Annotated in this window: 19 protein-coding genes; 8 read left to right on the top strand and 11 right to left on the bottom strand. The window is 70.3% G+C overall.

Going from position 1 to position 20,605, the window contains the following annotated elements; all coding sequences use genetic code 11:
• Positions 1 to 183: 183 nt before the first annotated feature.
• The 5 genes from HDC93_RS22345 (at position 184) to HDC93_RS22325 (ending at position 5,060) form a co-directional block, all read left to right on the top strand.
• Positions 184 to 1,119, top strand: a complete 936-nt coding sequence (locus HDC93_RS22345; protein WP_185012633.1) for an SPFH domain-containing protein — start codon at positions 184 to 186, stop codon at positions 1,117 to 1,119.
• Complete coding sequence (locus tag HDC93_RS22340; protein WP_185012632.1) at positions 1,116 to 1,382, top strand: hypothetical protein; 267 nt, start codon at positions 1,116 to 1,118, stop codon at positions 1,380 to 1,382. Before HDC93_RS22345 ends, HDC93_RS22340 begins: the two co-directional genes overlap by 4 nt.
• A gap of 128 nt (positions 1,383 to 1,510) precedes the next feature.
• The gene (locus HDC93_RS22335; RefSeq protein WP_031103036.1) at positions 1,511 to 2,035 is read left to right on the top strand and encodes a PadR family transcriptional regulator; all 525 of its coding nucleotides are present in this window, start codon (positions 1,511 to 1,513) and stop codon (positions 2,033 to 2,035) included.
• Entirely contained in the window at positions 2,032 to 2,721 is a 690-nt protein-coding gene (locus HDC93_RS22330) for an ABC transporter ATP-binding protein (protein ID WP_185012631.1), read from the top strand. The genes HDC93_RS22335 and HDC93_RS22330 overlap by 4 nt, the downstream gene beginning before the upstream one ends.
• A complete protein-coding gene (locus HDC93_RS22325; protein ID WP_185012630.1) occupies positions 2,718 to 5,060 on the top strand; it encodes an ABC transporter permease in 2,343 nt (780 codons plus the stop codon). The genes HDC93_RS22330 and HDC93_RS22325 overlap by 4 nt, the downstream gene beginning before the upstream one ends.
• Before the next feature lie 28 nt (positions 5,061 to 5,088).
• Here the strand turns inward: HDC93_RS22325 and HDC93_RS22320 are convergent, their stop codons facing one another.
• Complete coding sequence (locus HDC93_RS22320; RefSeq protein ID WP_185012629.1) at positions 5,089 to 6,039, bottom strand: LysR substrate-binding domain-containing protein; 951 nt, start codon at positions 6,037 to 6,039, stop codon at positions 5,089 to 5,091.
• Between the two features lie 133 nt (positions 6,040 to 6,172).
• On the opposite strand from HDC93_RS22320, the gene HDC93_RS22315 reads away from it, so the two are divergent.
• Complete coding sequence (locus HDC93_RS22315) at positions 6,173 to 6,727, top strand: peroxiredoxin (RefSeq protein ID WP_030842656.1); 555 nt, start codon at positions 6,173 to 6,175, stop codon at positions 6,725 to 6,727.
• Positions 6,728 to 6,733: 6 nt separating this feature from the next.
• On the top strand, positions 6,734 to 7,267 hold the full coding sequence (locus tag HDC93_RS22310; RefSeq protein WP_185012628.1) for an alkyl hydroperoxide reductase: 534 nt from the start codon (positions 6,734 to 6,736) through the stop codon (positions 7,265 to 7,267).
• 80 nt (positions 7,268 to 7,347) lie between these two features.
• Here the strand turns inward: HDC93_RS22310 and HDC93_RS22305 are convergent, their stop codons facing one another.
• The 6 genes from HDC93_RS22305 to HDC93_RS22280 form a co-directional block, all read right to left on the bottom strand.
• Complete coding sequence (locus tag HDC93_RS22305; RefSeq protein ID WP_185012627.1) at positions 7,348 to 8,655, bottom strand: AI-2E family transporter; 1,308 nt, start codon at positions 8,653 to 8,655, stop codon at positions 7,348 to 7,350.
• A 136-nt stretch (positions 8,656 to 8,791) separates the two neighbouring features.
• Positions 8,792 to 9,484, bottom strand: coding sequence for a transglycosylase SLT domain-containing protein (locus HDC93_RS22300; RefSeq protein WP_185012626.1), 693 nt, complete (start codon positions 9,482 to 9,484; stop codon positions 8,792 to 8,794).
• A 452-nt stretch (positions 9,485 to 9,936) separates the two neighbouring features.
• Positions 9,937 to 11,262: a PhoH family protein gene (locus HDC93_RS22295; protein ID WP_185012625.1), complete on the bottom strand. Its 1,326-nt coding sequence runs from the start codon at positions 11,260 to 11,262 to the stop codon at positions 9,937 to 9,939.
• Positions 11,263 to 11,604: 342 nt separating this feature from the next.
• Complete coding sequence (locus HDC93_RS22290) at positions 11,605 to 12,378, bottom strand: isoprenyl transferase (RefSeq protein ID WP_031103025.1); 774 nt, start codon at positions 12,376 to 12,378, stop codon at positions 11,605 to 11,607.
• Between the two features lie 797 nt (positions 12,379 to 13,175).
• Positions 13,176 to 13,652, bottom strand: a complete 477-nt coding sequence (locus tag HDC93_RS22285; protein ID WP_185012624.1) for a GNAT family N-acetyltransferase — start codon at positions 13,650 to 13,652, stop codon at positions 13,176 to 13,178.
• Between the two features lie 89 nt (positions 13,653 to 13,741).
• Positions 13,742 to 14,626, bottom strand: a complete 885-nt coding sequence (locus tag HDC93_RS22280; RefSeq protein ID WP_260419701.1) for an LLM class flavin-dependent oxidoreductase — start codon at positions 14,624 to 14,626, stop codon at positions 13,742 to 13,744.
• A 340-nt stretch (positions 14,627 to 14,966) separates the two neighbouring features.
• Here HDC93_RS22280 and HDC93_RS22275 point away from each other — a divergent pair, with 340 nt between their 5' ends.
• The gene (locus tag HDC93_RS22275; RefSeq protein WP_185012622.1) at positions 14,967 to 15,368 is read left to right on the top strand and encodes a DUF192 domain-containing protein; all 402 of its coding nucleotides are present in this window, start codon (positions 14,967 to 14,969) and stop codon (positions 15,366 to 15,368) included.
• Positions 15,369 to 15,549: 181 nt separating this feature from the next.
• Here HDC93_RS22275 and HDC93_RS22270 read toward each other — a convergent pair whose 3' ends face one another.
• The 4 genes from HDC93_RS22270 to HDC93_RS22255 all read right to left on the bottom strand — a co-directional run bounded on the left by HDC93_RS22270 (position 15,550) and on the right by HDC93_RS22255 (position 20,353).
• Positions 15,550 to 16,005, bottom strand: coding sequence for a hypothetical protein (locus HDC93_RS22270; protein WP_185012621.1), 456 nt, complete (start codon positions 16,003 to 16,005; stop codon positions 15,550 to 15,552).
• Positions 16,006 to 16,153: 148 nt separating this feature from the next.
• Positions 16,154 to 16,882, bottom strand: a complete 729-nt coding sequence (locus tag HDC93_RS22265) for an Imm52 family immunity protein (RefSeq protein ID WP_185012620.1) — start codon at positions 16,880 to 16,882, stop codon at positions 16,154 to 16,156.
• 18 nt (positions 16,883 to 16,900) lie between these two features.
• Positions 16,901 to 19,432 (bottom strand): Tox-REase-5 domain-containing protein, encoded by a 2,532-nt coding sequence (locus HDC93_RS22260; RefSeq protein ID WP_185012619.1) that lies wholly within the window; start codon positions 19,430 to 19,432, stop codon positions 16,901 to 16,903.
• A 420-nt stretch (positions 19,433 to 19,852) separates the two neighbouring features.
• Entirely contained in the window at positions 19,853 to 20,353 is a 501-nt protein-coding gene (locus tag HDC93_RS22255; protein WP_185012618.1) for an ATP-binding protein, read from the bottom strand.
• Between the last annotated feature and the right edge of the window lie 252 nt (positions 20,354 to 20,605).

Genomic DNA, 20,605 nt, shown 5'->3' with positions numbered 1-20,605 from the left:
ACACCGGGAGATAAGAGATAGGGCTGCCGATCCGGTCCTTTGCGGACGTGACAATCAGCACCCATCCCAACGGAACCGACGTACGAGACACCCACAGGGTTGCCAGGGCCCGGAAAAGTGATAACACTTAGATAGACAGAAGCTATGCAGGAGTGGCTTCGACAGAAGAACGGGGGACCACCCATGTCCACACACGACACGCAGGCCACCGCCGACGTGCCGGAGATGCCGGAGCCACGCGTGCGGGAGTTCACCGCGCACAGCATCGGCGGCGGACTCGCCCTGCTGCTCGGACTGCTCGGACTGCTGGCCGGCGCCGGGATGATCGCGGCCGCCACCTCGGTGGACGCGACCGGCGCGAAGGCCGGGCTGATCATCGGCGGCATCCTGGTCGCCCTCGCGGCGTTCCTCGCCATGTGCGGGCTGAACATGGTGGCGCCGGGCGAGGCCCGCGTCGTCCAGCTCTTCGGCCGCTACCGCGGCACGATCCGGCAGGACGGCCTGCGCTGGGTGAACCCCTTCACCTCCCGCACGAAGATCTCGACCCGCGTGCGCAACCACGAGACCGCCGTCCTCAAGGTCAACGACGCCTACGGCAACCCGATCGAGCTCGCCGCGGTCGTGGTGTGGCGCGTCGAGGACACCGCCCAGGCCACCTTCGAGGTCGACGACTACGTCGAGTTCGTCTCCACCCAGACCGAGGCGGCCGTGCGGCACATCGCCATCGAGTACCCCTACGACGCCCACGAGGAGGACGGCCTCTCGCTGCGCGGCAACGCCGAGGAGATCACCGAGAAGCTCGCCGTCGAACTGCACGCGCGCGTGGAGGCGGCCGGGGTGCAGATCATCGAGTCCCGCTTCACGCACCTCGCCTACGCCCCCGAGATCGCCTCGGCGATGCTCCAGCGGCAGCAGGCCGGAGCAGTGGTCGCGGCGCGTCGGCAGATCGTGGACGGCGCGGTGGGCATGGTGGAGGCCGCGATCGCCCGGATCACCGAGCGGGACATCGTGGAGCTGGACTCCGAGCGGAAGGCGGCCATGGTCTCCAACCTGATGGTGGTGCTGTGCGGTGACCGGGCCGCGCAGCCGGTCCTCAACACCGGGTCCCTCTACCAGTGACGGTCCCCGGCGAAGGTCCGGGCCCGCAGCGCCGGCCGCAGCAGCGCAAGCAGGTGCTGCTGCGGCTGGACCCGGCGGTCTACGAGGCGCTCGCGCGGTGGGCCGGGGACGAACTGCGGTCGGCCAACGCGCAGATCGAGTTCCTGTTGCGCAAGGCGCTGGCGGAGGCGGGTCGCCTGCCGCGGGACACGGGACCGCTGCCCCGGCGCGGGCGGCCTCCCGGCCCTTCCGGAGGGTCCGCCCCCGGTTCGCCCCCGCCCTGAGCGCACGGGCTCCACGGCTGTTGCGGAACCGTGACAACCGGTCCCGACCTGCACAGCCGTACCGCCCGCCATGAGCTGCACACCCGGCGTATACACATCGCGTATACACCCCATGTACAGTCCTGCTCATGTCCATCGGTCACACTCTCCTGGGGCTCCTGGAGTCCGGCCCGCGCCACGGTTACGACCTGAAGCGGGCCTTCGACGAGAAGTTCGGTCATGACCGGCCCCTCCACTACGGCCAGGTCTACTCGACGATGTCCCGGCTGCTGAAGAACGGGCTCGTCGAAGTCGACGGCATCGAGGCGGGCGGCGGTCCCGAGCGCAAGCGGTACGCGATCACCGAGGCCGGCATCACCGACGTCGCGCGCTGGCTCGCCACGCCCGAGAAGCCGGAGCCGTACCTCCAGTCGACCCTCTACACCAAGATCGTCCTCGCGCTGCTCACCCACCGCGACGCCGGTGACATCCTCGACACCCAGCGCTCGGAGCACCTGCGCAGCATGCGGATCCTCACCGACCGCAAGCGCAAGGGCGACCTGGCCGACCAGCTCATCTGCGACCACGCGCTGTTCCACCTGGAGGCGGACCTGCGCTGGCTGGAGCTGACCGCGGCGCGTCTGGAGAAGCTCCGTGAGGCGGTGACCCGGTGACGATTCCCGCTGGTTCGCTCCTCACCGCCCAGGATCTGCGCAAGGCCTACGGGCCGACGGCCGCGCTCGACGGCGCCGAGTTCTCCATCCACCCGGGCGAGGTCGTCGCCGTGATGGGCCCGTCCGGGTCGGGCAAGTCGACGCTGCTGCACTGCCTCGCCGGGATCGTCATGCCCGACTCGGGCTCGATCACGTACAACGGGCGCGAGGTGACCTCGATGAGCGACGCCGAGCGCAGTGCGCTGCGACGCTCGGAGTTCGGGTTCGTGTTCCAGTTCGGGCAGCTCGTACCGGAACTGACCTGTGTGGAGAACGTCGCGCTGCCGCTCCGGCTGAACGGCTCCTCCCGCAAGGAGGCCGAGCGGGCCGCGCTGGCCTGGATGGAACGGCTGGAGGTCGACGACCTCCGCAAGAAGCGGCCCGGCGAGGTGTCCGGCGGTCAGGGTCAGCGGGTCGCCGTCGCGCGGTCGCTGGTGACCGACCCGCGGGTCGTCTTCGCCGACGAGCCGACCGGGGCGCTCGACTCGTACAACGGCGAGCGGGTGATGGAGCTGCTGACGGACGCCGCCCGGTCCGCCGGCGCGGCCGTGGTGCTCGTCACGCACGAAGCGCGGGTGGCCGCGTACTCCGACCGCGAGATCGTCGTACGGGACGGCAGGTCCCGCGACATGGAGCGCGTCGTATGAGCATCGGGCAGTGGAGCCGGGACCTCGCCATGGGAGCCCGGTTCGCCCTCGCCGGCGGGCGCGAGGGGTGGACACGGTCGCTGCTCACGGCCGTCGGTGTCGGGCTCGGGGTGGCGCTGCTGCTGCTCACCACCGCCATCCCGGGCGCGCTGGCGGAACGGGACCGGCGCGAGCAGGCGCGCAGCGACCACACGTTCAGCCAGCGCGAGATACCGAAGGCCGACGACACGCTGATGGTCGTGGACGCGGACACCACGTTCCGGGACCTGGACGTGCGCGGCAGGCTGCTGGAGCCGGAGGGTCCGCGGGCTCCGCTGCCGCCGGGGGTCGCACAGTTCCCGGCGACGGGCGAGATGGTCGTCTCCCCGGCGCTGAAGGAGCTGCTCGCCTCCGACGACGGCAGGCTGCTGCGGGAGCGGCTGGACTACCGCATCGCCGGCACCATCGGCGAGCAGGGGCTGGTCGGCTCGCAGGAACTCGCCTACTTCGCGGGCGGCAAGGGGCTGGCCGAGCTGCTGGAGGGCCCCGCGAGCGGCGCCCGGATCGACCGCTTCGGCAACGAGGACCTGGGATCGTCCGACGCCTGGGACCCGGTGCTGCTCCTGCTGGTCCTGGTCGTCTTCGTGGTGCTGCTGATGCCGGTCGCCGTGTTCATCGCCGCGGCCGTGCGGTTCGGCGGCGAGCGGCGTGACCGCAGGCTGGCGGCACTGCGCCTGGTCGGCTCCGACAGCCGGATGACCCGGCGGATCGCCGCCGGCGAGGCGCTCGCCGGTTCGGTGCTGGGGCTCGTCCTCGGCACCGGGTTCTTCCTGCTCGGGCGCGAACTGGCCGCCTCCGCCGAGGTGTTCCACGTCAGCGTGTTCCCGAGCTATCTGAACCCCTCTCCGGTACTGGCCGTCCTGGTCGCGCTGGCGGTGCCGGCGGCGGCGGTCCTGGTGACGATCCTCGCCCTGCGCGGGGTGGTCATCGAGCCCCTCGGCGTGGTGCGCACGGCCAAGCCCTCACGGCGCCGGCTGTGGTGGCGGCTGCTGCTGCCGCTGGGCGGCATCGCGCTGCTCTACCCGATGATCGGGCAGGGCGACGCCGGCGGGAACTTCAACCAGTACCTCGTCGTCGGCGGCGTGATGCTCCTGCTGGTCGGCGTCACGGCACTGCTCCCCTGGGTGGTGGAGACGGTCGTGTCCCGGCTCGGCTCGGGCGGGGTCGCCTGGCAACTGGCCGTTCGCCGCCTCCAGTTGAGCAGTGGAGCGGCGGCCCGGATGGTCAACGGCATCGCGGTCGCGGTGGCCGGGGCGATCGCCCTGCAGATGCTGTTCGCCGGAGTGGACGGCAACTACACCCGGGCGTCGCAGTACGACGTCTCCCGTGCCCAGATGAGCGTCGACGTACCGGGCGGCTCCGACCTCTCGGCCATCATCGGCACGTACCGCGAGACCGAGGGCGTGCGCAAGATCACCGCACTGTCCGACGTCTACCTCTTCGACCGGGGCAGCGAGAACTCCTCCGTCCAGATCACCCTGGCCGACTGCGCGTCACTACGGGAGGTGGCTGCCCTCCCCTCCTGCCACGACGGGGACGTCTTCGCGGCCAAGGGCTCGGAGTACGACAGCGCGAGCGACCACCTGGCCGAGCCCGGCACGACCCTGTGGACACCCGAACCGGACGACGACACCGCACGCTCGGGCGAGCGCCCGGTCTCCTGGACCGTGCCGCAGGACATCCGCCAGGCCCAGTCCCGCGAGGACCCCACGGGGTACGAGCGCGGCGGCATCCTGGTCACGCCCGGCGCGCTCCCCGAGAAGCTGGCGGCGTTCACGTCCGCGCGGCTCTTCCTGAGCCTGGACCTCTCGGTGCCGGACGCCTACGACCAGGTGCGCAACACGGCCGCGCGGCTCGACCCCGCGGTCCAGCCCATGACCTGGCGCAGCATCGAGAGCAACGACCGTTACGCCGCCATCCGCACGGGCCTGTCCGTCGGCTCCGCCTGCGTACTGGCGCTGATCGGGGCGAGCCTGCTCGTCTCGCAACTGGAGCAGCTGCGCGAACGCCGCAAGCTGCTGTCGTCCCTGGTCGCCTTCGGCACCAGGCGCCGCACCCTCAGCCTGTCGGTGCTGTGGCAGACGGCGATCCCCATCGGGCTGGGCCTGCTGCTCGCCGCGACGGTGGGCATCGCCCTGGGCGCGGTCCTGCTGCGGATGACCAACACCGCGGTCCGGGTGGACTGGCCGAGCGTGCTGTCGATGACCGGCATCGGCGCCGGAGTCGTCCTCGTGGTGACGCTGCTGAGCCTGCCTTTGCTGCTGAGGCTGATGCGGCCCAACGGGCTGCGCACCGAGTAGCGGCGGTACGCGCCGGACGTACGGGTCGTCAGGTGTCCTGCTCCAGGACCCGTACGGGCAGCGGGCGCAGCGACTGCCGCAGGGCGGCCGCCAGTTCCTCGTACTCCGCGCCGCGCGCGGCCCCCACCCGCATCGCCAGTGCGATCCGGCGGGTGGGGGCCGGGTCGGCGAAGTACCCGGTGAGGAGCTGGTTGCTGCGGGAGGTCTCGACCTTCAGGGCGGTGCGCGGCAGCAGTGTGACGCCGAGCCCGCCCGCGACGAGCTGCACCAGCGTGGACAGGCCGGCGGCGGTCGTGGTGACCGGTACGTCGTCGCGGCCGGCCTCCCGGCAGATGTCGAGGGCCTGGTCGCGCAGGCAGTGGCCCTCGTCGAGCAGCAGCAGGTTCAGCTCGCGCAGCGCCTGGCGCGGGATGCCCTCCCGCCCGCCGAGCCCGTGGTCCAGCGGCGTGACCAGCACGAAGTCCTCGTCGAACAGCGGCAGTTCGCTGACGCCCGGGACGCCCAGCGGCACGGCGAGCAGCAGCAGGTCGAGCCGCCCGCGGGCGAGGCCGTCGAGCAGGCTGGCGGTCTGCTCCTCGTGCACCTGGAGGTCGAGGTGCGGATACCGCTCGTGGACGAGGCGCAGGACCGTCGGCAGCAGATAGGGCGCGACCGTCGGGATCACGCCGAGCCGCAGCGCCCCGGTGAAGGGCGCCCGGACCGCCTCGGCCTCCTCCATGAGCGCCTCCACCTCCCCGAGAACCGCCTTGGCCCGAGCGGCGATCCGCTCACCCTCGGGTGAGAGCAGCACCTTGCGCGTCGTACGCTCGAGGAGCGTCACTCCGAGTGTCTCCTCCAGGGCCGACACCGCCCCCGAGAGGGCGGGCTGGCTCATGCCGATCGCCGCTGCCGCGTCACGGAAATGAAGGTGTTCGGCCACCGCGGCGAACGCCCGAAACTGGGCCAGGCTGGGCTGCCTGCGCTTATTACCGACAGTCACTGATAACTACCTCCGATCAACCCGACCGAGTGTAGCTATTTCTGTAATCAATCGAGCCTGTGTCAACATCAACACAGTCCAACCCATGGGAAACCCCCGCGATCCGGGAGTTTCTTCGCTACAAGGAGTGTGTGTGCTCACCGTCGGTGACAAGTTCCCCGAGTTCGACCTGACCGCCTGCGTCTCGCTGGAGAAGGGCAAGGAGTTCCAGCAGATCGACCACAAGACCTACGAGGGTCAGTGGAAGGTCATCTTCGCGTGGCCCAAGGACTTCACCTTCGTGTGCCCGACCGAGATCGCCGCCTTCGGCAAGCTGAACGAGGAGTTCGCGGACCGCGACGCGCAGGTCCTCGGCTTCTCCGGTGACTCCGAGTTCGTCCACCACGCCTGGCGCAAGGACCACGACGACCTGCGCGACCTGCCGTTCCCGATGATGGCCGACTCCAAGCACGAGCTGATGCGCGACCTCGGCATCGAGGGCGAGGACGGCTTCGCCAAGCGCGCGGTGTTCATCGTGGACCAGAACAACGAGATCCAGTTCTCCATGGTGACCGCGGGCTCCGTCGGCCGTAACCCGAAGGAGGTCCTCCGGGTCCTGGACGCGCTCCAGACGGACGAGCTCTGCCCCTGCAACTGGTCGAAGGGCGACGAGACCCTCGACCCCGTCGCGCTGCTCTCCGGGGAGTGATCTGACATGTCGCTGGACGCCCTGAAGTCCGCCATACCGGACTACGCCAAGGACCTGAAGCTCAACCTGGGCTCGGTCATCGGCAACTCCGACCTGCCGGCCCAGCAGCTGTGGGGCACGGTGCTGTCGACGGCCATCGCCTCGCGCTCCCCGATCGTGCTGCGCGAGCTGGAGCCGGAGGCGAAGGCGAACCTGTCGCCGGAGGCGTACACGGCCGCCAAGGCCGCCGCCGCGGTGATGGCGATGAACAACGTCTTCTACCGCACCCGTCACCTGCTGTCGGACCACGAGTACGGCACCCTGCGCGCGGGTCTGCGGATGAACGTCATCGGCAACCCGGGCGTCGACAAGGTCGACTTCGAGCTGTGGTCCTTCGCCGTCTCCGCCATCAACGGCTGCGGCATGTGCCTGGACTCCCACGAGCAGGTCCTGCGCAAGGCGGGCCTCGACCGCGAGGTCGTCCAGGAGGCCTTCAAGATCGCCTCCGTGATCCAGGCGGTCGGCGTCACGCTGGACGCCGAGGCGGTCCTGACCGAGTAAACCCCGGCCGCACGCCTCGCATCACAGGGCCCCGCCCACCTGACCGGTGGACGGGGCCCTGCCGGCGTTTCGACGCCCGGCTACTGGGGCGGCGTCTTGGGGCCGGGCTCCGCGCTCACCGCCGTGGCCCCGCGCGGGCGCACCGAATGCCGTAGTGCCGAGTTCTGCGAGTACGACCGCAGATACCCGGCGACCGTGTTCGTCACCGCCACCAGCGGCACGGCGACCACCGCACCCCCGATGCCGGCGACCATCCCGCCCGTCGCGACCGCCAGCACCACCGCCAGCGGGTGCACCCGGACGGCGCGCCCCAGGATGAACGGCTGCAGGATGTGCCCCTCGATCTGCTGCACCGCGAGCACCACCACCAGCGTCATGACCGCCGTGAACACCCCCTGGGTGACCAGCGCGACGACGACCGCCAGCGCCCCGGACACCACCGCGCCCACCAGCGGGATGAACGCGAACAGGAAGATGAACACCGCCAGCGGCACGGCCATCGGCACATCGAGGAAGTAGATGCCGAGACCGATGAAGATCGCGTCGATCAGCGCGACGATCACCGTGCCCCGCACGTACGCCGTCAGCGTCCGCCACGCCGCCGGACCGGCCCCGGCCACTCCCGGCCGCGCCGCCGCGGGGACCAGCTTCAGCGTCCACTCCCAGATCCGCTTGCCGTCGTAGAGCAGGAACAGGGTGGAGAAGACCGCCAGCAGGATCCCGGTGAGCGTTTCGACGACGACGGTCACGCCTTCCAGGCCCGCCGAGGTGATCTGGTCGGTGTTGGCCCCGACCGCCTCACGCAGGTTCTTGGCGATCTCGTTGATCTGCTTGTCGGTGACGTGGAAGGGGCTGTTCAGCAGCCAGTTCCGCAACTCGTCGATGCCGTCCTGGATCTGGTTCGAGAGGTCGTCGATGTTCTCCATGACCTGCCAGGTCACGAACCAGCCGATGAGGCCGATGACGACGAAGCCGAGGATGGCCGTCAGGGCGGTCGCCGGCCCGCGCGGCACGCCGTGGTGCCGCAGCCGCGCCACGGTCGGCTGCAGCATCGCGGTGATGAGCAGCGCGATGACGAACGAGAGCACCACGAGCTGGACGGCGCTGATGACGCGCATCAGCACCCACAGGGTGCCCGCGAGGACGAGGAGCCGCCAGCCCGCCTCGGCCGCGACCCGCACGCCCCACGGCACGGCCAGCGCGGGATCGGGGCGGGCGGGGACGTCGGGTGCGTAGTCCGGGGGCGGCGGCACGTGTTCGTCGGCGAGCGTCGGGGAGTCGGCGTCGTCCCGCTCCCGTTCGGCCTCGGCGCGGCGTTCGTTGTACCGCTCGCTCATCTCGCTCAGCCCGGCACCGAGCCGGCCGAGCCACCCTGGCACTCGCGACATGATCCGTCCTCTTCCCCCGTCTTGGCGCACCACTCCCCCGGGGAGCCGTCCGTCCGACCGTACATGGCGCGAGCCCCGCACCGGACGACGGTGCGGGGCTCGCGCGAAGGACGGGTTCGGCCGTGGGCCGGCCGGCTCAGTACCAGTTGTTGGCCTGCCAGAACGACCAAGCCTCACAGGGGCTGCCGTAGCGGTCGTTCATGTAGTTCAGGCCCCACTTGATCTGGGTGGCCGGGTTGGTCCGCCAGTCGGCGCCCACGGACGACATCTTGGAACCGGGCAGCGCCTGGAACATGCCGTAGGCCCCCGAGGAGGGGTTGACCGCCTTGTAGTTCCAGTCGGACTCGTGGTCCACGATGTTGCTGAAGCACTGGAACTGACCCGACGGCACCAGCTGCCGTGCCATCGCCTGGATCTGGGCGATGCTGTAGGAGCTCGCGACGGGGAAGTCGGCGATGTCCTTGGAGCGGCTGGCGGCGGCCTTGGCCTCCGCGCGCTCCTTGGCCGCTGCCTCGGCGGCCTTCTCCGCGGCTTCCTTCTTCGCGATGGCCGTCTCGGCGGCGGCCTTGCGGGCAGCCTCCTCGGCGTCCTTCTTCGCGCTCGCGTCCGCCTGGATGGCCTGTGCGTCGGCCTGCTGCGTCAGCGACGCGGTCTGTACCTGGGCCTGCTGGCCCGCGGGGATGTCCGCGAGCAGCGTGGCGCCGGTTGCCGTCGCCTCCGCGTCGTTGTTCTGCGCGGTGCTGCCCGAGGCAACGCCGACGACGCTTCCGACAGCGGTGACCGCCGTGGCCGAAGCCACTGCGAATCCCCGGACCGAGATCCGGCTCACACGGTTTTCCTTCCAGCATCGCCCGCTTCGGTGACCCTCGCGGACGCAATCGTGCCCCTGGCACTGACCTCCCCAACTGCGGGGTCACGGGAGGCGCGGGCCCGGTGGGCAACTCCCCCGGAGGGAGCGCCGTGTGTAGCTCGGGCGGCATACGACATCGCTATGCAGTTGATGCTGATGCTTTTATGGTGCCGTACCTCCCCCACTGCCTTAAGGCCGTGGGCGGTACCCCCAGGGGTACAGGTGTGTCGTATGCGGGGCCTGACAGGAGTGAGACTCTGCCGTAACCGGACGGGGCAAGGCAATTCCGAGTTGCGTGTGAAAGCTCACATCCCTTTTGACGCGGGGGATTCACACAAACGCCTACATGCGAAGGCGCCGCCCGGCTAGGCTCTTGGCCTTTTCCGGACGGCGCCAACTATCGGATAACCGCCACGACTTGGTGCAGTCGGTCAGATCTGCCCGTCTTCGAGCATTTCGGTCACAAGCGCGGCGATCTGGGACCTCTCGGACCGCGTCAGGGTCACGTGCGCGAAGAGTGGATGACCCTTCAGCTTCTCGACGACGGCGACGACACCGTCGTACCGGCCGACCCTGAGGTTGTCCCGCTGGGCCACGTCATGGGTGAGAACCACCCGTGAATTGGACCCGATCCGGGACAGAACGGTAAGAAGTACGTTCCTTTCCAGCGACTGGGCCTCGTCCACGATCACGAACGCGTCGTGCAGCGAGCGGCCGCGGATATGGGTGAGCGGCAGGACCTCCAGCATCCCGCGCGCGGTGACCTCCTCGATGACCTCACGGCTGGTGACCGCCGACAGCGTGTCGAACACGGCCTGCGCCCAGGGGCTCATCTTCTCGGCCTCGGAGCCCGGCAGATAACCCAGCTCCTGCCCGCCGACCGCGTACAGCGGACGGAAGACCATCACCTTCTGGTGCTGACGGCGCTCCAGCACCGCCTCCAGACCCGCGCACAGCGCCAGCGCCGACTTGCCGGTGCCGGCCCGGCCTCCCATCGACACGATCCCGACGTCCGGGTCGAGCAGCAGGTCGAGCGCGATCCGCTGCTCGGCACTGCGGCCCTTGATGCCGAACACCTCACGATCCCCGCGCACGACACGGATGTCGCCGTCGGGGGTGACCCGGCCGAGTGCCTTGCCGCGCTCCGACTGGATCATCAGGCCCGTGTGCACCGGCAGGCCGGCGGCCTCGGGGACGTGGACGTGCCCTTCCTCGAAGAGGATGTCCACCTGCTCGCCGGGCAGGGTCAGTTCGGACATACCGGTCCAGCCGGAGGAGTCCGTGATGGCGAGTTCCGCGCGGTACTCCTCGGCGAGGAGTCCGACGGAGGACGCCTTGATCCTGAGCGGGAGGTCCTTTGACACGACGGTGACGTCGAACCCCTCGGCCTGCAGATTGCGAGCGACCGCGAGGATGCGGGAGTCGTTGTCCCCCAGGCGGTAGCCGCTGGGCAGCACGCTGGGGTCCGAGTGGTTGAGCTCGACACGGACGGTCCCGCCCAGATCCCCGATCGGGATGGGGGCGTCGAGGCGACCGTGCCGGACGCGGAACTCGTCGAGCAGACGCAGGGCCTGCCGGGCGAAGTAGCCGAGTTCGGGATGGTGCCTCTTGGCCTCCAGTTCCGTGACCACGACGATGGGGAGCACGACCTCGTGCTCGTCGAAGCGGTTCAGGGCGTTCGGGTCGGCCAGCAGGACGCTGGTGTCGAGAACATAGGTGCGCCGGTCGGGCTTGTGGCGCTTTGTGCTGGTCACCACGGAAGGACGTACCCCCTCGGATGAGGTCGGGGAGCGACGGTATGGAGCTGGACCGGTCGTCGGCCGCCCTGCGCGGGCCGAGAACCGGCCCTCCGCCTCTTCGTCCGTGCTGTGACCGCACGATCGGGCTGGTGCAAAGGGCCTCCCGGGCGGACGGCCCCGTGCCGTCCGCTGAGATCCGACACCCGTGGTTCGGGCGTCGACCTGTCTGGGTTATGCCCTCGAACGAGCGTCGCCATGCCACGGCATATGACGGCAACCCGGTGAACTCCGTGTTACGCCCGTCTTCAAGGGGGTACCGGGAGGTGTTGCGACGTGGGACGTCCTGTGCTTCCGGGGGTGTCAGCCGCCGTAGCGCCGGTGGCGGGCCGCGTAGTCGCGCATGGCGCGCAGGAAGTCGACCTTGCGGAACGCCGGCCAGAACACGTCACAGAAGTAGTACTCGGAGTGCGCGGTCTGCCAGAGCATGAATCCGGACAGCCGCTGCTCGCCACTGGTGCGGATCACCAGGTCGGGGTCGGGCTGATGGCTCGTGTAGAGGTGACGCCCGATCATGTCGGTGTCGACGGCCTCGGCGAGCGCCTCCATCGAGGTGCCCTTCTCCTGGGCGTCGAGCAGCATCGACCGCACGGCGTCGGCGATCTCCTGCCGTCCGCCGTAGCCGATGGCGACGTTGACCACTATCCCGTCGACGTGCGCCGTGGTCTCCTCGGCCTCCTTGAGGACCGTCTGCATCGCGGAGGGCAGCAGGTCGGGCGTGCCGACGTGGTGCACGCGCCAGCGGCCGTCCGCGGCCAGGGTGCGGACGACGTCCTCGATGATGCCGAGCAGGGGGACGAGCTCTTCCTGCGGCCGGTCGAAGTTGTCCGTGGACAACAGCCAGAGGGTGACGACCTCGACGTCGGTCTCGGTGCACCAGCCGAGGAACTCCTCGATCTTCCCGGCCCCGGCCCGGTGACCGTCGACGGTGCTGGAACCGGCGGCCTTCGCCCAGCGCCGGTTGCCGTCCATGATGACGCCGATGTGCTTGGGCACCTGAGCGTGGTCCAGGTGACCTTCCACCCGGCGTGCGTACAGCCTGACCAGCAGGCCGCGCAGCTTGTCGCGCAGGTTCACGTGATTGTCAGCCCCTCCGTACGGATCGGACAGGCCGCGGCGTGCGGCCCGGTCTTGGCCGCGGGCGGTCCCTGCCCGTATGGCGGTCCCCGGGGGCGAAGCCTACCCCCGCCGCGGCCCCGGGCCGCCAACAGGGGCGGAACGATCGGTTCCGGCCGGTGGTTCGAGCCGCCCGGCGGAGCAAGAAAAACGGGCCGGTCCGTGGGGGGGAGACGGACCGGCCCGAGGGGGGGGTTCCACCATAACCCTTCGTAAGTGATGCTGCGTGCATCGGCGTGCCACAACTACTCTCCGGAATCGCCCGGCAACGCGGCGATGCTCACGGAATCCCTCGTCCAGGGCTCGCTTCTGGCTGAAACACCGTGCATACGCTGGGGAATCGGGCACCCCGGGACGAGATCCGGAGAATTTGACGCCACTTGGGGGCCAGTCGGGTGACTTGTCACGGCATCCCCCCGACGGGTGAACCGGCCGCGCACGCCCCCTTGACCGCCACCCGGCCTTCACCAGCCCCCGGGTCGGCTCCGATTCGCCCCTTTGCCGAATCGACATCGCCGGTGGACCGACTCGACCGGGAGGCCCTGGCACCGCGCAGCCCCCTCCACTGCGCGGTACCGCCCGCGCAGCTTTGCTCACGCGAATTACCCCGCTCCGAACCTACGTGAGCGGCGACGCGGAGGCGAGCTGCGAGCGATAACGATGTGAAAACTCTCGTCGGAAGATGCGCAAGTGCAGTGGGTGAAAGAAGTGCCGCGCGAGCCGCATGGGCCGATGGTGACAGGGGGCGGACGGGGACGTCACGCGCCTTCTGCTCCCGCGAGGACGAGCATGACGTGCTCGTCCTCGCCGTGCCGGACGGTGCCGGTCCGCTGGAAGCCGTGCTTCTCGAGGAGGCGTACGGAGCCGGTGTTGTCGATGACGGGGTCGGCATGCAGAGGCCGGTTCCGCTCCCGCTCCAGGAAGAGGGAGAGGGCCCGGCTGCCGATGCCGCGGCCCCAGTACGGGCGGCCGAGCCAGTACCCGAGGAAGCGGCGGTCCGCCTCCCACCAGGCGACGACGCTGCCGGCGACCTCGCCGTCGACGGTCACGGCCTGCACGAAGACGGTGTCGTCCCCGAGGACCTTGGTCTTCCAGTGCCGCAGGAACGCCTCGCGCGGCCGAGGGGTGAACCTCGACCGCCGAACGGCTTCCGGATCGTGCTCGTACGCCAGGAAGAACTCGAGGTCGTCTTCCACCACGTCTCGCAGGCGCACGTCCACGTCGTCATCGCTCATGCCCGGAGTGTGGCAGCGACCACTGACAACGGGCCGCAGGGAACGAGCGGGCCTCAAGGGAGGAGCGGGCTTCGGGGAACGAGCGCGCCTCAGGGAACGAGCGGACGCACCTGTTCCGCCGCGAACCGCACGAACCCCTCCGGGTCGGGTTCGTCCGCCGTCGGTTGCAGGACGACACTGTCGGCCCCGGCCTCGACGAGCCGCTCGACGGCCTTCGCGACGGCTCCGGCGTCCCCGGCGACTCCGAGGTCCGGTACGGAGTCGACTCCCTCGGCGACGAGTTCCGCACGCAGCCGGGTGTCGGCGTCGGGCCCGGTGGCGGTGAGCAGGTAGACGACGACGGGGTGGTGCCCGGCCCCACGGCCGGCCGCCGCCCGCCCCTCCTCGACGAGCTGCCGTGCCGCGCGCACGCCCTCGGCGTTGGTGGAGGCGGTGAGGATGGTGCCGTCGGCGGCCTCGCCGGTGAGCCGCAGCGACCGCGGTCCGGTGGCCCCGGCCAGCACGCCGCTGGGCGGGCCGTCCGGCGGCCAGTCGAGAGCGACGTCGTCGAGCTTGACGTACCGCCCGTCGACCGTGACCCGCTCACCGGCCAGCAGGGCCCGCAGCGCGTGGAGATGCTCTCGCAGCAGGGTGACGGGCGACTCCACGCGGGCGCCGACCTGCCCCATCCAGTCCTGCACGCCGTGCCCCACACCGAGGATCGCCCGCCCGGGGAACATCCGGTGCAGCGAGGCGGCCTCCATGGCGGTGATGGCCACGTTCCGCAGCGGCACGGGCAACAGCCCGACCCCGACCCGCACCCGCTCGGTCCACGCCAGGGCAGCGGCGGCGGTGGAGATACCGCCTTCTCTGAAACAGTCTTCCCAGAGCCAGAGCTCATCGAGCCCGGCGTCATCGGCCAGCCTGGCCACACGTCGGAGTCGCTCGGGGGCGAGTTGGGGACGGAACACGGCACCTAGTGCCGCGGCAGGCAACGTTCGCCCCGTCGCGACGCCCGGCACGCACTCTCGCCGCACCGGGCACAAACCCAAGTACATCCAGTACGAGGGCATGCACCCGGCACGCCGAGAGCACGCACCGGACGCCGCTCCTTGACGGGCAAACGTTGCCTGCCGCGGCACTAGTGGGGTCATGCCGCTCTTCCTACCCAGGCCGGGGCGCGAGCGACACGTGATGCGCACCGGCCGGGGGGGGGCCGCCCCTCTCACGAGTGGCTGTCGGGCCTGGGTCCGTGGGCCCATGTGAGGGCTGCTGTCTGCGGATACCTTCGGGGCGGAGAGCCGTTGGCATGCGGCACGGTCGGAGGGGGCCCGGATGGGGCGGCGTTGGCGGGACGGGCGTGGGGAGCTGGTCGTGCACGGGGGTGGTGGCGAGGCGTCCGTCCGGGTGCCGTTGGAGATCGCCGCCTCCTATCGGGCCCGGACCAGGGGGCTGTTGGGGCGTGACTCCCTCGATGGGGCGATCCTGCTCTCCCCCGCCAACAGCGTGCACACCTTTCGGATGCGCATGGCGATCGACGTCGCCTATCTCGATCGGCACCTTCGCGTCGTCGCCGTGCGCACCATGCGACCCGGGCGGCTGGGGATGCCTCGGCCGCGGGCCCGGCATGTGGTGGAGGCGGAGGCCGGGGCGATGAGTGGGTGGGGGGTGCGGGAAGGGACTCGGGTGGACGTTGTCGTGGCGCGGAGTCAGGCGCACGACACCGGCGCAGGTTGAACCCGCTCGTGACAGGGGTGGCGGTCGGCCGAGTCGGGGGAGAAGGCCGCGCCGCGCGCAGTATGTCGGCGGCCAGTGTCATGGGAAGCGCGGGCGCGGCCGGGACACGAGTGCGTCAGCGCGTGGCAGTCCACCCGGACCGCCTTTCGAACACGGGATCAGCCGACAGCGGCCCAGGCGCCTACCCGGGGCCCGCTCGCTCCGGCGTGGGGAATCCCTCCCCGGAAGCGGTCACCCGCGCGAACAGCACGACCGGCTCCTCCTTGTCCTCGTGGCCGACGCTCGCGGCGAGCAGACGGTCGCCGACCCGCCAGTACAGGAGGTCGCCGAAGTATCCGCTCTCGCACAGGTACCGGAAGAAGGGCGGGAGGTCGTCGTCGTCCGGATCCATGAAGGTCTGGACGTAACCCTCCATCGACAGGGTGGCGTGCGGGCCCCATCGGGCGTCCAAGGCAGCTGCCAGGGCGATCAGCTCCCCCTCGAACTCCTCACTGGTCCGCGTGAGCTCGTCCCAGTCGTCGTTCGGCGGAGCGAAGTCACGGCTCTCGCGCAAGATCACGAGGTGGTGGGCGTCGCTCCCGGTCAGGGGGCGGGCAAGGAGTTCGCTGATCCGGGCGAGATGCCGCTGCACGCTCATCGAGGGGCTCACTCCTTCGTCGTTCACCGCCGGCCCTCAAGCTCGGCGACGGTGCAGCCGCTGTCCGGGCCGACGGCCGGTGGCGTCAGCGGCGCCTCTCGTCGCCCGGCACTCCGGGAGGCCTCGAACCGCTCGCAGGCCCTCGTCGTCACAGCTTCGCACTCGCTGCGGGTACGGGCATGGGGTCCAAGGCGCCGCTCCCAGCGAGGGCTCTGTGGGCGGCAAGGACCGTTTCGGTGGCCGGGGTCTCGCCGGGGCTCGCCGCGAGGTCCAGGACGAGTCCGCCGTGCTCGGTGGGCAGCCGTCGGGCCGTGAGGTCGCCGGGGACGCGCGCGGCGCGGTTCTCGGAGAGGTAGACCGACCAGCCGCAGCGGGGGGCGGGGGCCGGCAGACCATAGGTGGTCTTGACGGTCTTGAACAGTTCACGATCGTAGGCAAGACCGGTGTCCGGGTCCCAGGCCCCCGCGAGCGCGGCGAGGGTCTCGGCGAGACGGTCCGCGAGCGGCGAGGCCGACGCTCCGGGCCCGGGGAAGAGCTTCACGATCACGAAGAACGGGCTGTGCTCGTTCGTGCCGCCCGCCGAGATCCACACCTGGACGTAGCCGCCGTCCTGTCGGCGTCCGACCACGTGGGCTGTCCAGCCGATGACGTCGACGTCGTCATGTGTGTTCGCCGCCTGGAGCGCTGTCGCGAACTCATCCGCGCTCCGGGGCACCAGGGGACCGGGGCCGTCATCGTCCACGTCCCAGCGCCACTCCGTCAGCTCACCGTCGGACAGCTCCGTCAGCCGGGCGAGGAGCACCAGCCAGCGTTCCGCCTGCTCCTGCGGCGTCTCGGATCTGGCCCACCAGTGCACAGCCACCGTCACCGCACTCATGATCCGCACTCCCGTCTTTCACTTCTCCCACGGCGTGTACTTGACGACCACCCCGATACCGGCATCGTCGAAGGCTTCCTCCGCCGCCTCGGCCACCGCCTTGTTGGAGAAGTTCCACTCGACCGGCTTCCCGTTCGCCGCGCTCAGCTGCCGCCGCGCCTGTTCGACGAACTTGGTCGCTTGAGCGGGTTCGAGTGTGCCGTCCGCCCGCACCTTGTCGCTGTAGCCGAACTTCGCCTCGACGTAAGTCTGCCGTGCCGAATCCCACCCGTCGAAGTCGACGTCCCTGCCGGTCTTCGGGTCCTTGACAGCGTATTCCTTGCCGCGCTTCACCTTGGAGACCTGCTCCTGGTAGCGCATCCACACCTCTGACTTCGGCCAGTACGCCACCGCCTTCTTGGCCTTCCAGTGGCCGTCGCCACCGTCCTTGGAGCCCTTCCGCGGGTTCTTCAGGTCGTTGTACCAGGACGGCCTCTTCCACTTGGCGACCTTCTTGCGGCTTTCCTCCTTCTTCGCCTCCTTCTCGGCCTTCTCGGCCTCCTCGGCCTGCTTGCGGGCTTCCTCGGCCTGCTTCTTGGCCTCTTCGTCGCAGCCCCCTTCGGCCAGCACGACGTACGGGGAACGGGACACTCCGGCGGCGAGGACGGTGGTGCCGCCGCCGGCCGACCCGGTCAGGCCCGGGGTGCCGCCGCCGTACGGGACACGGCGGCCGGGAGCGGAGGTGATGGTGCAGCCGGACTGCCTCGCCCTCTCCTCGGCCGCGTCCGCCGCCTCGTCGGTCTCCTTCGCCGCTTTCTCGACGGCGTCGACGTCACCGGCCTTGGCCGCCTTCCGAGCATCCGCCGCCGCTTCCGCGGCGTTCTCGGTGAGCTTGCCGAGCTTCCCGAGTTTGCCCAGCTTCTGAACGATCTTGGCTTCGCCATAGCCGGGGATGAAGAGCGAGCCGACGTTCCAGACGACGTTCGTGGCCGCTCGGGTCTTCTCGCCGTTGTTCCACTGGTCGCGGACCTCGTCGCCCACGAACATGTCGTCCAGGACCGTGACGCCCGTGTTCCACGACGCGCCACCCCAGTCGGTGAGCGCGTCGAAGTAGTCGCCGTTCGCCCACTTCCCGGACGCGTCCTCGGCATCCTCGGACCACTGATCGCCCAGCGAGCTGCCGTAGTCCTTCAGGCCCTCCCACGCCTTGCCCGGGTCGGTGACCGTGTCCCAGATGCCCGTGACGTCACCCCAGATGCCGTCGACGAAGAGACCCTGTCCCACCTGCTTGAACTGGTCCCCCACGCATCCGAAGAAGGCCCCGAAGCCTGAGGTGCAGCCCTCGTCGCCGCCTTCGTCGACGCCGTCCTCGGCGGCCTGCTCGTCCTCCTCCCAGCCCGGCTCGCCCTCTGCCGCGTCGTTCTTCTCCTCGTCGGTCTCCTCGGTGTAGGAGGCGCCGGTGTCCTGGCCGGTAACACCGCCGGATCCGCCGCCGGGTCCGCCGTCGACGCCCTGCGAGGCAGAACCGTTCCCTCCGCTGTCCCCGCCGGTCCGGCCACCCGAGCCGGATCCGCCGGTGTCCTGACCTCCTGTGTCGGCTCCGCCGGGCCCGGTCCCTCCGGTGTCGGCTCCGCCGGGTCCAGTTCCTCCGGTGTCGGCTCCGCCGGGCCCGGTTCCTCCGGTGCCGCCGCTCCCGGTACCGCCGTCACCGGCTCCACCGTCCTGGTCACCCTGGCCGCCGTCGCCCTGACCGCCGGTGCCCTGATCACCCCGGCCCTGACCGCCGGTGCCCTGATCACCGTCGCCCTGGCCACCCTGGTCTTGGCCCTCCTGGTCCTGGCCGACCGGCCCGGAGCCGTCGGGGCCCTCAGCGTCAGTCCCGTCCGCGCCGTCCCCGGCCTGTACCTCCCCACCGCCGTATCCCGCCGCCGGGCACGCCGTACCGGTGACCTTGCACACCGCCGACTGAAGTCCGGTGAAGATCTGCGTCCCCAGCCCGCTGACCACCAGCGCGGCGATGATCGCCGCGACCACGGCCACCAGCCCCGCGTACTCCACCGCCGTCTGGCCCTCGTCCCGCCGCCAGCGGATCATCCGCGCCATCGAGAACGGGCGACGATCCGCTCGCTCCGGATCCGGCAGCCGGAACCACTCCCGGCTTTCCCGACGGCTCAGGAACACGACGATCAGGACGGGCAGGAAGAGTTGCGTGAAGCCTCGCCCCGAGCCGTCTCCGACGTTGCCCAGCGCAGCGGCGATCAGCCATGCCTGCAGGGCGAGAAGGCCCCGCCACACCCACACGCCGCCTGACCAGGACCTGCGCGCGAGGACCCACCCGATCGTGCCCGGCGCCGCCGCGAACGCCACCTGCGCCAGCAGCCGAACGTCCACGGCGTCCAGCGACGCCGCCGTCAACAGCAGACCGATCCCGCCCAGCACCGTGAACGCGAACAGCGTGTGGACGAGCACCAACGCGACCGACAGCGATCCAGGCAGCTCCCGGCGCCGCCCACTCCCCGTCGACGACCATCCCTCGCCCCCGAACACCGGAACGCCCCCGAACGCAGACATGCCACTCCTCAACTCGCCGAGCAGGAGGACGAGTCAGGGGAAGGAGGGTCGTAAGGGCGCGCCCCAGGAGTGGGTGCGAAGGCGGCTACGGCTGCAGAGACTTGTGCGTCGAGTCGTGACGGCATCCGCCCTGGGGCCCGCTCACGTACGTCATACAGCCCTGGCTCCACGCTTCCGTGGGCCCGTGAACGAGCAGGCGCTGCCGCGCCCAGCTGCTCCGGATGACCTCGATCCCCCTCGTCGATCCAGGTCCAGAGCGTAACTTTCGGTCACGGCAGGCCACCTGGGCCCAGGGACCCAACCCCAGGCCCAATTCCTGCAAGGTATGGGCCCGTTGCGGCTGACACAGGCACCACGCTTCAAGAACCGGCAGCGACGTGCCTCCGCGCTTGCTTGCCCTCTGCTGCGACGTAGGACGACTCAGCCGTACAGGTACGACCTCGCGCTTTCCCTCGGCAGTACCACCCACATCCTGGTGCCGCCCCCCGGTTCGCGGGCCTCGCCGAATCCCCAGTCTCCGCGGCAGGACTTCACCACGCAGGACAGGACCCGCAGGGCGGCCCGGCGACGGGACTCGCAGGCCGCGGCGAGGCGGGGGTTGAGGTGGCGGGGATGGCCGTCATAGAGGATCACGCGCAGGTCGCCGTCCCGGTAGCGGAGCGACACGTAGACCTCGGCGGCGGGGGTGAAACGGCAGGCGCAGGCCGCCAGCTCGCTCACCACCTGGACCGCCGCGTCCGTGAGGTCGTCGAGGGAGTGGGCTCGCAGGACCGTTCTGGTTGCGGCGCGTGCGATGAACGGGCTCTGCGGGGCGGCGGGGAGGGTGAAGCTGTAGGCGAGGGTTTCGGGGGTGGGGCGGTTGGGCGGAAGGTCCGTGTCCGTGGCGGACGGAGGCGGGCAGGTCGTGAAGGGTGCGGGCATGGCGGCAACTCCCTTGGCGTACAGGTGGATGGTGAGGAACGAACTCCGTCTCCGAATCCGAGCGGTGGCCTGTCTCCCTGACGCGAGCCCAGCCCTCCCAGGGCAGGAGATTGCGGGCAGGCTCACGCGATGCGCTTCCGACGGGCGGGGCGGTGTGATCGACCTGTCACTGACTGTAGGTACAGCGGAGTCACCGTGTCCAACGATTCAGAGATAATTACCCCTACCTATGAGGCGTAGAAGGCACTACCC

Origin of the sequence: Streptomyces sp. AK010 (assembly GCF_014207295.1) — a bacterium.
Classification (GTDB): Bacteria; Actinomycetota; Actinomycetes; order Streptomycetales; family Streptomycetaceae; genus Streptomyces; species Streptomyces massasporeus.
Note: the sequence above shows the minus strand (reverse complement) of the source record. Positions and strands in the feature narration are given on the sequence as shown.

Excerpts from the sequence above, each read along its gene's own strand:
- HDC93_RS22345 (WP_185012633.1), top strand. The coding sequence starts at position 184 with ATGTCCACACACGACACGCAGGCCACCGCCGACGTGCCGGAGATGCCG.
- HDC93_RS22335 (WP_031103036.1), top strand. The coding sequence starts at position 1,511 with ATGTCCATCGGTCACACTCTCCTGGGGCTCCTGGAGTCCGGCCCGCGC.
- HDC93_RS22325 (WP_185012630.1), top strand. The coding sequence starts at position 2,718 with ATGAGCATCGGGCAGTGGAGCCGGGACCTCGCCATGGGAGCCCGGTTC.
- HDC93_RS22310 (WP_185012628.1), top strand. The coding sequence starts at position 6,734 with ATGTCGCTGGACGCCCTGAAGTCCGCCATACCGGACTACGCCAAGGAC.
- HDC93_RS22305 (WP_185012627.1), bottom strand. The coding sequence starts at position 8,655 with ATGTCGCGAGTGCCAGGGTGGCTCGGCCGGCTCGGTGCCGGGCTGAGC.
- HDC93_RS22285 (WP_185012624.1), bottom strand. The coding sequence starts at position 13,652 with ATGAGCGATGACGACGTGGACGTGCGCCTGCGAGACGTGGTGGAAGAC.
- HDC93_RS22275 (WP_185012622.1), top strand. The coding sequence starts at position 14,967 with ATGGGGCGGCGTTGGCGGGACGGGCGTGGGGAGCTGGTCGTGCACGGG.
- HDC93_RS22270 (WP_185012621.1), bottom strand. The coding sequence starts at position 16,005 with ATGAGCGTGCAGCGGCATCTCGCCCGGATCAGCGAACTCCTTGCCCGC.
- HDC93_RS22265 (WP_185012620.1), bottom strand. The coding sequence starts at position 16,882 with ATGAGTGCGGTGACGGTGGCTGTGCACTGGTGGGCCAGATCCGAGACG.
- HDC93_RS22260 (WP_185012619.1), bottom strand. The coding sequence starts at position 19,432 with ATGTCTGCGTTCGGGGGCGTTCCGGTGTTCGGGGGCGAGGGATGGTCG.
- HDC93_RS22255 (WP_185012618.1), bottom strand. The coding sequence starts at position 20,353 with ATGCCCGCACCCTTCACGACCTGCCCGCCTCCGTCCGCCACGGACACG.